At 40.6% G+C, this 2412-nt stretch carries 2 pseudogenes; both read left to right on the top strand.

Going from position 1 to position 2412, the window contains the following annotated elements:
• Positions 1–750: pseudogene (locus ACFIO3_RS11595) on the top strand (DNA-directed RNA polymerase subunit beta); the annotation flags it as partial.
• Between the two features lie 172 nt (positions 751–922).
• Positions 923–2412: pseudogene (locus tag ACFIO3_RS11590) on the top strand (DNA-directed RNA polymerase subunit beta'); the annotation flags it as partial.

The following is a 2412-nucleotide window of genomic DNA, read 5'->3' as shown; positions in this document are numbered from 1 at the left end:
AATGTTGGACAAATTCTTGAGACGCACCTTGGTTGGGCATGTGCCGGGATGGGCAAGAAGATTGGCGATTTGTTAGAGTTATATCAAGAAACTGGGGATATACTTCCTTTGCGTCAGCGTATTGAAAATCTTATGCCTGATGATAATCATAATGAACCAGTTCGTCAGTATGATAATGAAAGCCTTTACAAATTGGCTTTACAGATGAAGAAAGGGGTTTCAATTGCAACGCCTGTTTTTGATGGAGCACATGAGTCTGATATTAACATGATGCTGGAAGACGCAGGATTAGATAGTTCAGGGCAGGTTACGCTTTATGATGGTCGTACTGGGGAGCCTTTTGATCGTCCAGTAACGGTGGGATATATTTACATGTTGAAATTGCATCACCTTGTTGATGATAAGATTCATGCACGTTCTATTGGTCCCTATTCACTTGTTACGCAGCAGCCATTAGGAGGTAAGGCACAATTTGGTGGTCAGCGTTTTGGTGAAATGGAGGTTTGGGCACTTGAAGCTTATGGTGCTGCATACACTTTGCAGGAGATGCTAACAGTAAAATCAGATGATGTGGCTGGTCGAACAAAAGTCTATGAGGCAATTGTGCGTGGTGATGATACATTTGAGGCAGGTATACCCGAAAGCTTTAATGTGTTGGTAAAAGAAATGCGCTCACTTGCTCTTAATGTGGAGCTTGATGATGCGCGTGAACTTATTGCACAGCGGGCATTGTCTGATACGACAGAATAATAATTCAAGGAGCGCACTAGAAAAAGGCTGCGCTCTTATTACTTTAAGAGGCTCAATAACCTTATTAAGGCTATACAGGTTGTTTTTAAAAGTAAATGTATTTTAAAGAAGATCTGTTATAAAATAAATGAGATATTACAACAGGTTCTAAGAATCTTTGAAGGAGAACAGCATGAACCACGAGGTCATGAATCTTTTCAATCCTCAAGCGCCAGCGCAGACATTTGACTCTATTCGTATTTCTATTGCGAGTCCTGAGAAAATTTTGTCCTGGTCGTATGGTGAGATTAAGAAGCCTGAGACGATTAATTATCGGACGTTTAAACCAGAGCGTGATGGTCTTTTTTGTGCACGTATATTTGGCCCTATTAAGGACTATGAATGTCTATGTGGCAAATATAAACGCATGAAGTATAAGGGCATTATTTGTGAAAAGTGTGGTGTAGAGGTCACTCTTTCCCGCGTACGTCGTGAGCGTATGGGGCATATTGAACTTGCGGCACCCGTTGCGCATATATGGTTTCTTAAATCATTACCAGGTCGTATTTCTACACTTTTAGATTTAACTTTAAAAGATATTGAACGGGTTCTTTATTTTGAGAATTATATTGTAACCGAACCAGGATTGACGTCTCTTAAGCTCCATCAGCTTCTTTCTGAAGAAGAATATATGCTTGCTATTGATGAATTTGGAGAAGATCAGTTTACAGCTATGATTGGCGCTGAAGCTATTTACGAGCTTTTAGCTAGTATGGAGTTAGATAAAATCGCTAATGATTTGCGTCTTGAATTAGCTGAAACAACTTCAGAGTTAAAGCAGAAAAAATTGATTAAACGACTTAAAATCGTTGAAAATTTTCTTGAATCTGGAAATAAGCCAGAGTGGATGATTATGAAAACAATTCCGGTTATTCCACCGGATTTGCGTCCATTGGTTCCGCTTGATGGTGGGCGTTTTGCGACATCAGATCTGAATGATCTTTATCGGCGTGTTATTAATCGTAATAACCGCTTGAAACGGCTGATTGAATTGCGTGCTCCTGGAATTATCGTGCGCAATGAAAAGCGTATGGTACAAGAAGCTGTTGATGCATTGTTTGATAATGGACGGCGTGGGCGTGTGATTACTGGAGCCAATAAACGTCCTCTTAAGTCTTTATCAGATATGTTGAAGGGCAAGCAAGGACGTTTTCGTCAGAACTTACTTGGGAAGCGTGTTGATTACTCGGGGCGTTCTGTTATCGTGACGGGTCCTGAATTAAAATTGCATCAATGTGGTCTTCCCAAAAAAATGGCTCTTGAATTATTTAAGCCTTTTATTTATGCGCGGCTTGATGCAAAAGGCTATTCATCAACGGTAAAGCAGGCAAAGAAGCTTGTTGAAAAAGAACATCCAGAAGTTTGGGATATCTTGGATGAGGTTATTCGTGAACACCCTGTTTTGCTCAATCGTGCACCAACATTGCACCGCTTGGGGATTCAGGCTTTTGAACCTATCTTGATTGAAGGGAAAGCTATCCAGCTTCATCCGCTGGTGTGCACTGCTTTTAATGCAGATTTTGATGGAGATCAGATGGCGGTTCATGTTCCGCTTTCTCTTGAAGCACAGCTTGAAGCCCGTGTTTTAATGATGTCAACCAATAATATTCTTCATCCAGCTAA

The organism is Bartonella sp. AD328YNZD (genome assembly GCF_042196425.1).
This window is presented reverse-complemented; position numbering and strand designations above follow the sequence as displayed.